Source organism: Actinomadura sp. KC216 (assembly GCF_004348535.1).
Lineage (GTDB): Bacteria > Actinomycetota > Actinomycetes > Streptosporangiales > Streptosporangiaceae > Spirillospora.
This window is the reverse complement of record NZ_SMJX01000359.1, coordinates 1-7,920: the sequence shown is the minus strand read 5'-3', so window position 1 is coordinate 7,920 and position 7,920 is coordinate 1. Positions and strand designations below refer to the sequence as shown.

Below are 7,920 nucleotides of genomic sequence, written 5' to 3'. Positions count from 1 at the left end.
GGGCAACCGGGACCACCCCGCCGGGGCGGCGGCGCGGACGGCGGGGCGGGAACTGGAGCTGGCCGCCACCGTGGTGCGCCTGTTCTCGATGGTCGATCAGAGTTACGGGGGCGGTGTCGTGCGCGCTTCGGCGTCGGCGTTCCTGGCACACGTGGTCGGCCCCTGGCTCAGCGCGCCAGCCGATGGCCGCGCACGGGGCGAACTCATGGCCGTTTGCAGCCAGCTCGCTCACCTGTGCGGCTTCATGAGCTTCGACGATCATGCTCAGGGCCCGGCCCAGCGGTTCTACCGGACGTCCCTGCTCATCGCCTCCGACGGAAGCCGACGCGAGGAGTACGCCTGGGCGCTGCGGGCGATGAGCGTTCAGGCACATTCCCTCGGGCATTTCCGGCCGGCCCTGCAGTTGGCAGAGTCGGCCGCTTCCCCGCGCCTGAGCGTCCTGACCAGGGCCTCGGTGTCGGCGCAGGCCGCGGTGGCGCTCGCGTCGACCGGCTCCAGGCGGCGGGCCGTGCGCGAAATCGGCAAGGCCGAACAGCTGCTCGACCGCGCCCTCGACACGCCGTCGCACTCGGTGGGGTCCTACCACCGCGCAGCGCTGGCCTTCCATAAGGCGACAGTCCACGCCCATCTGAACGAACATCGGGCGGCGCTCGGGGCCCTGCGGGAGGCGCTGCCGCTCTGGTCGACGGCCGAGCGGCGCTCCCGCGCCATCACCCTCGCCCGCATGGCCGAACTCGAACTCGGACAGGGAATGCTGGAGGAGGCGGTGGCCACGGCACACCGCTTCCTGGACGCCTACTCCCAGATCCACAGCGCGCGAGTACGAGAGGCCCTGACCGATCTTCAAGCCCGCCTCCGGCCCTATGGCAAAAATCATGCGGCCCGGACGCTGCTTCAGCGAGCGGCCCAGATCGTCAATGTCCCCGACATTGGCTGAGTGATCCGCGCCGGGCTTTCTCGGTGCGGCCGATCAGTTCCGGCCTGGCCACGAACGGCCTGGGCCCGTCTAGACGCCGTCCCTGTCAAGATCGTGGCAAAACTAGACCGCTTTCACCCCGCCTCCGTGGTTACCGGCACCAGGCTCGGTGAGTTTACCCCCGTGTCGCATGAAGCCTGGCGTATCACGTCCGGTCCGGTCCGATCCGCATTCGTGCGACGGACCCGATGAATATTAAGGGGGACATAATGACGGCGAGCATTTCGACGCCTGAGCGGCATGAAGTCGAACGCGTCGCAGGGGGCTGGACGGCGGTGCGCCCGGTCGCGGGTTACCTGCGGCCTTTCTGGGGCGCCGCCGCCGACTGACCGCCGTCCGCAGATGTCACAGCCGAATTCAGCAAGCACAAACAGCCGAAAGGGAGTTTCGTCATGCCTCATATCGCGCCACAGAGGTGGGCCGACATGGTCTGCGAATGGAATGACACCACGACCGCCTACCCTCGCGATGCTGTGCTGCATCAGCTCTTCCTGGAGCAGGTGGCGCAGGGCCGGGACCGGGTGGCCGTCACGTCCGGGGACGTCTCGTGGACCTATGGGGAACTGACCCAGCGCGCCCAGGGCGTGACCCGCGCGCTGCGAGAGACCGGGAGCGGGCCGCGGGACGTCGTCGCCGTGCTCCTGGAGCGCTCGCCGGAGGCGCTCGCCGCGATCTTTGGCGTGCTGATGAGCGGAGCCGCCTACGTCCCCCTGGATCCGTCCGATCCGGACAGTCGCTTGGAGAGCGTGCTGCGAGGATCCGGAGCCAGCGCGGTCGTCACCCGGGCGCACAACGCGTCCAGGATCCGCGGCCATACCGTCGTGACCGTGGAAGAGGCGCCGCCCCAGGACGCACCGCCCGGCGACCACCCCCTACCGGAGGAGCCCCCGCAGGACGAGCCGCCGGTGACCGCCGACGACAGGGCCTACATCATCTACACCTCCGGCTCCACGGGGGAACCGAAGGGGGTCGCGGTGCCACACCGCGGCCCGGTGCGGCTGGTGCGGGGCGCGGACTATCTCACCCTGGGGCCGGAGGACGTGGTCCTCTCCACCACGAACCTCACCTTCGACGTCTCCTGCTTCGAGATCTTCGGCGCCCTGCTGAACGGCGCACGGCTCGTCCTTCCCGGCAAGGACACCTTGCTGTCGACCCCGGACCTCGAAGACCTCATGCACCGGGAGGGCGTGACGGTGATGTGGCTGAGCGCCGGGCTGTTCCACCAGCACGCCGGCACGCGCCCCGGCATGTTCGCGACGCTGCGCTGCCTGATCGCCGGAGGAGACGCCCTCAGCCCGGACAGGTGCCGCGCGGTGCTGCGACACGGCAAGCCCGGGTTGTTCCTCAACGGGTACGGACCCACGGAGAACGCGGTGTTCTCCACCACCCACGAGATCCGTGACGTGCCGGAGGGCGCGGCATCGGTGCCGATCGGCCGGCCGATCGCCAACTCCACGGCCTACGTGCTCCGGGACGACCGCGGGCTGGCCGACCCGGAGGAGGAGGGCGAGCTGTACCTGGGCGGCGACGGAGTCGCCCTCGGCTACCATAACTTCCCCGACCTCACCCGCGAACGCTTCGTGCCCGACCCGTTCGCCGGCCGTGACGGCGCCCGGCTCTACCAGACGGGCGACATGGCGCGCTGGCGTCCCGACGGCATCATCGAGTTCCTCGGCCGGCGGGACCAGCAGGTGAAGGTCCGCGGTTACCGGGTCGAGCTGTCGGAGATCGAGACGACGCTCAACACCCATCCCGAGGTGCGCGACGCCGCGGTCGTCCTGGACGAGCCGAAGCCCGGCGATCAGCGCCTGACCGCCTGGGTCGTCCCGCGGGGCGGCGGGCACGACGCACACCGGCGCCTGCCGGGGCAGATCCGCCGCCACCTCCGCGACCATCTCCCCTTCTACATGATCCCCGCACGCCATGTGATCGTCGACGATCTTCCGCTCACCACCAGCGGGAAAGTCGACCGCAAGACGCTGCTCGAACGGTCCGACACGCCCCGGAGGGCGGACGTGCCGCCGCACCGGCGGCCTCGCGGACAGACGGAGCGGACGGTCGGGAGCGTGTGGACCGATCTTCTCGGTGTGGAGGACATCGCCCGCGACGACGACTTCTTCGCCATCGGCGGCCAGTCGCTGCAGGCCACCCAGGTCGCCGCCGCGCTGCACGAACGACTGGGCATCCACGCGGGCCACAGCAGGACGCTGATCCGCGACCTCCTCGACAACCCCACGCTGGCGGAGTTCGCCCAGACTGCCGAGGGGCTGCTGACGGGAACACGGACCGACACCGGCACCCGTATCGACTTCACCGACGAGGCCCGGCTCGGCGACCTTCCCATGCCCGACCGCCGGGCCCCGGCCAGGCCCCGGCGAATTCTGATCACCGGCGGCAGCGGCTTCCTCGGCGTGTTCCTCATCGACCGGCTGGTCCGCTCGGGCGTCCCCGAAGTGCGCTGCCTGGTCCGCGCCTCCGACGACGCGGCGGCGGCCGAGCGGCTCGCCGCCCGCATGCGCCGCTACGGCCTGGACTGGAACGCCGTCCGTGACCACGTGGACGCGGTGGCCGGCGACCTCACCCTGGCCCGCTTCGGCCTCGGCGAACGGTACGACGAACTCGCGGCCGACACCGACGCGGTCATCCACAACGGCTCCCATGTGAACTTCGCCTACCCGTACACGGCAGTACGCCAGACCAACGTCGAGGGAACCCGCGAAGTGCTGAAGTTCACCGCGACCGCCCAGGCCAAGCCGCTCCACTACGTGTCCTCGATCGCCGTCATCGCGGGGTACGGCACCGCCGGGGTACGCCGCGTCGAAGAGGACACGCCGCTCGCGCATGCCGACCGCATCTCGCTCGGTTACGTGGAGTCGAAGTGGGTGGCCGAACAACTGGTGCACCAGGCCTCCGAACGAGGGCTGCCCGTCTCGGTCTACCGCCCCTATGAGATCACTGGCACCAGCGACACGGGCGTCTGGAACACCGACACCATGATGTGCGCCCTGTTCCGCACGATCGCCGAGACCGGGCTGGCCCCCGACATCCCGTTGCCCTTGGACTTCGTGCCCGTGGACTTTACCGCAGACGCTCTCGCCCACCTGGTCCTGCACGAGAAGGCCGACGGGCAGGTGTACCACGTCACCAATCCCGACGATGACCGGCTGGAATTGCTGGTCCGCCGCCTGGAGGCCCGGGGATACCCGGTGCGCCGCGTCCCCTACGGCGAGTGGGTCTCGGCGGTGGTGGGGCGCGCCGCCGCCGACCCGGACGAACCGATGGCACCGTACTTGCCCATGTTCGTGGAACCGGCCAGCGACGCCGACATCTCGGTCAAGGAGATGTACTTCGCCGGCACCTTCCCCGAGTTCGGACGCCGCAACGTCGAAGCCGCACTCGCCGGCACCGGAATCCACTGCCCACCAGTCGACGAGAACCTCATCGACCTCTACCTGGACTACTTCGTCGCGTCCGGCTTCCTGGAGCCCGCCGAGTCACGGACGCGTTCCTGAGACCGCACCCACCCCTTGGAGGTGTTCGATGCGCATCGCCATCGCCGGAGCCGGGATCGCCGGGCTCTGCACGGCCTGGCTGCTGGACCCCGTCCACGAGGTCGTTGTCTTCGAGTCCCAGCCGCGGATCGGCGGCCACGTCCTGACCCTCGCCGTGCCCGACGGGCCCGACGGGCAGGCCGCAGTAGACGTCGGAGCCCAGCACATCGCCCCGGGCGCCTTCCGCCTCTTCTCCCGCCTCCTAAGGGAACTGCGGCTGGCGGCGCAGACCTTCGACGTCCCGCTGTCCACCACCCTCATGCACCACCCGTACTCCACGCCATTGCTGGTCTCCCCGCATGCCAGCAGCTCCGACCGGGCACGCTCGACGATCCTCGGAGATGAGTGGGCCGCGGTCGGCCGGCTGGTGAGCGGGGCCGCGGAATGGGCCGCCGAGGACAATTCCTGGGCGACACCGCTCAGCGAGCTGATCGAGCCGCTTCCCGTCACCCGCGAGCACAAGGACATGCTTCTCTACCCGTTGCTCGCGTCCTTCTTCGGATGCGACACCACGCAGGTCAAGGAGACGTCCGCGCGGGCCGCCACGGCCTTCCTGATCGCCGTCCCGCCCGCCACGGACGACGATGCCCCGGTGTGGCACAACCTGCACACCGGACTCGGCGCGGTCGCCGGCGCGCTCGCCGCCCAACTCGAACGGGGGCGGATCCGCACGGACCTGGGGGTCAAACTCCTCCGTCGGGTCGGCGACCAGGTGGAGGTCACCGACTCCGCCGGGCGCTCGCACACCGTGGACCGAATCGTCCTCGCGACCCATCCGGACGAGGCGGCACGCGTGATCGCGCCCCTCCCCGGCACCGACCGGCTCGTGGACGCCCTCAACACGTTCACCTACGTCGACGTGCTCGTCGCCGCGCACACCGACCCGGCCTACATGCCCCCCAACCGCCGGCACTGGTCGACCAACAACGTGACCGTGCACGACGGCTGGGCCGAGACCAGCACCTGGTACGGGGCCGCGGGCGTCGATGTCTTCAAGAGCTGGGTGACCCATCGCGACCGGCCGCCGCGGAAACCGGTGGCCCAGGCGTCGTTCCGGCAGCTCTGCCTCACTCCAGCCGCTGTCCGCGCCCGGCCGCAGGTGATCGCCGCCCAGGGGGAGGGAGGAGTCCACTTCGCCGGCCACCACCTCCACCACCTCGACAGCCAGGAATCGGCCCTCGCCAGCGCCGTCGACGTCGCACGCACCCTGGCGCCCGCCGCGCCGCGCCTGGAGAGGCTGCTCAAGTGACGCGCGGTCGGCTCGCCGACATCGGAGAAGAAGATGACGATCACCTCATGCGAGCGATTCACCGACATCAGCTACGAGCTGCGCGGCCCCGTCACCGAACGGGCCGCACGACTGAAGGGCGAAGGCCACCACATCTTCCATCTGCACAGCGGCAATCCCGCGGCGTACGGCTTCGAGCCGCCGGACGAGATCGTCCAGGAGATCGCCCGTAACCTGAGCCGATCGCACGGATACAGCGACGCCCAGGGAATTCTCCCGGCCCGGCAGGCGGTCGTGCGGCACTACGAACGGCGCGGGTTCGGCGGACTCGGCGTCGAGGACGTCTATCTGGGAAACGGCGTGTCCGAGCTGATCATGATGGCCCTGCAGGCAATGCTCAACGACGGCGACGAAGTGCTGATCCCGACCCCGGACTATCCGCTATGGAGCTCGGCCGTCGCGCTCTGCGGCGGCACTCCAGTGCACTACCTGTGCGACGAGAACCGCGGCTGGTGCCCCGACCTCCCCGACATGGAATCAAAGATCAGCCCCGCGACGAGGGCCGTCGTCGTCATCAATCCCAACAACCCCACCGGTGCGGTCTACCCACGGGAACTGCTGGCCGAGATGTCCGACCTGGCCCGCCGCCACCGCCTGGTCGTGCTTGCCGACGAGATCTACGAGCAGATCCGCTTCGACGGCGCCGAACACGTGCCGATCGCCCCCCTCGCGCCCGACGTACCGTCACTCACGTTCTCGGGGCTGTCCAAGGCCTACCGCGTGTGCGGCTACCGGTCCGGGTGGATGGTCCTGCATGGCGCGAAGCATCGGGCCCGGTCCTATATCGAGGCCCTGGGCACACTCGCCGACATGCGGCTGTGCCCCAACCTTCCCGGCCAGCACGCCGTCCCGGCCGCCCTCGAAGGCCCCCAGAGCGTCCGTGACCTGGTACTCCCCGGCGGCCGGCTCCACCTGCAGAGAGACCGAGCCTGGGAACTGCTCAACGCGATTCCCGGGGTCAGCTGCGTCAAGCCCAAAGGAGCCCTCTACCTGTTCCCACGACTCGATCCGCACACCCACCGCATCGACGACGACCAGGAACTCGCCTTCGAGCTGCTGGAGAACCAGCACGTCCTCGTGGTCCCAGGCAGCGGCTTCAACTGGCCGGCACCCGATCACCTGCGCATCACCGCTCTCCCGCGCCTGGAAGAGCTGGAGCCCGCCATCGGCCGCCTCGCCGACCTCCTCTCGGACAGGGCAGGTGGTCGCTGTGCGCCCCATCTCCCCTAGCCGCGCACGCGCTGGCCGTCGCCCTGCTTCGTCCGGCAGGCACGTGATGGACGACCCCTCGTACGGGGATTCAACTGGCCTCTCCCACGGGAATCAGCGATGGGAAGCAGGAGAGGCTACCCACTACATGAGCCCTCGCTGGCGGAGATGGTCATGTGCCGCGCTGACCGCCATGTCTCCGCTGTGGGTGGCCTTGTTGACGATGGTGAGGTGCGCTCGACCTTGCGCCAGCCCTTCGTCAAGGTGCTCGACTCTGGCGCAGCCGCCTCCTATGACCACGGGCACGGCGACAGCGCCGGAGACAGCCCGGCACAGCGGGATGTCGTATCCGGCTCCCGTCTTCTCACCGTCGAGACTGTTCGGAAGGATCAGGCCGGCGCCCAGGTCCTCGGTCAGTGCGCCGGCCCATGCGATCGCGTCCAGGTCAGTCTTCTTGTCGCCGCCCTCGATGAACACCCCCCATCGGTGGCCGTCGACACGACGAACGTTCAGAATGCCGAGGACGCGCTCGGGACCACGGCGCTCCGCCACTTCTCGCATCGTGGCCGGATCCTCGACGGCCGTGGTGGACAGCCCGATCGCGCCGGCACCCGCGTCGAACAGCGCATCGGCCGACCGCAGGGAGGGCACACGGCCGTCGGAGACCACGACCCAGAGCACCGACGCGGTATCGGCCAGGCGTTCGATGAGCGGTGCGAACTCATCGAGGCGCTCCCATGGGTCCAGAATGTCGACGATGACCGTCTCTATGCCCTCCCGGCTGTAGTGCCGGGTGATCTCCACCGGGTCTCGCAGGTTCGCAAGCCCGGAAATACCTGACGGTTCGGTCGTCCAGCCCTGATGAACGGCCAGGCATGGGACGATCGGGGAATGGG

The 7,920-nt window shown here is 69.5% G+C and carries 5 protein-coding genes; 4 read left to right on the top strand and 1 reads right to left on the bottom strand.

Features of this window, described 5'->3' with window-relative positions:
- The 4 genes from E1264_RS44075 to E1264_RS36815 all read left to right on the top strand — a co-directional run.
- On the top strand, positions 1-937 hold a 937-nt coding region (locus E1264_RS44075; protein ID WP_165964568.1), incomplete at its 5' end, for a hypothetical protein.
- A 512-nt stretch (positions 938-1,449) separates the two neighbouring features.
- Complete coding sequence (locus tag E1264_RS36825) at positions 1,450-4,488, top strand: amino acid adenylation domain-containing protein (RefSeq protein ID WP_165964567.1); 3,039 nt, start codon at positions 1,450-1,452, stop codon at positions 4,486-4,488.
- Positions 4,489-4,516: 28 nt separating this feature from the next.
- Positions 4,517-5,776: an FAD-dependent oxidoreductase gene (locus tag E1264_RS36820; RefSeq protein ID WP_132181198.1), complete on the top strand. Its 1,260-nt coding sequence runs from the start codon at positions 4,517-4,519 to the stop codon at positions 5,774-5,776.
- Between the two features lie 33 nt (positions 5,777-5,809).
- Entirely contained in the window at positions 5,810-7,045 is a 1,236-nt protein-coding gene (locus tag E1264_RS36815; RefSeq protein WP_132181196.1) for a pyridoxal phosphate-dependent aminotransferase, read from the top strand.
- A 123-nt stretch (positions 7,046-7,168) separates the two neighbouring features.
- Here E1264_RS36815 and E1264_RS36810 read toward each other — a convergent pair.
- A partial coding sequence (locus E1264_RS36810; protein ID WP_132181194.1) for a HisA/HisF-related TIM barrel protein occupies positions 7,169-7,920 on the bottom strand: 752 nt, incomplete at its 5' end.

What these genes read in the sequence shown, in the direction of transcription:
- E1264_RS36820 (WP_132181198.1), top strand. Translation starts at nt 4,517, where the DNA reads ATGCGCATCGCCATCGCCGGAGCCGGGATCGCCGGGCTCTGCACGGCC.
- E1264_RS36815 (WP_132181196.1), top strand. Translation starts at nt 5,810, where the DNA reads ATGACGATCACCTCATGCGAGCGATTCACCGACATCAGCTACGAGCTG.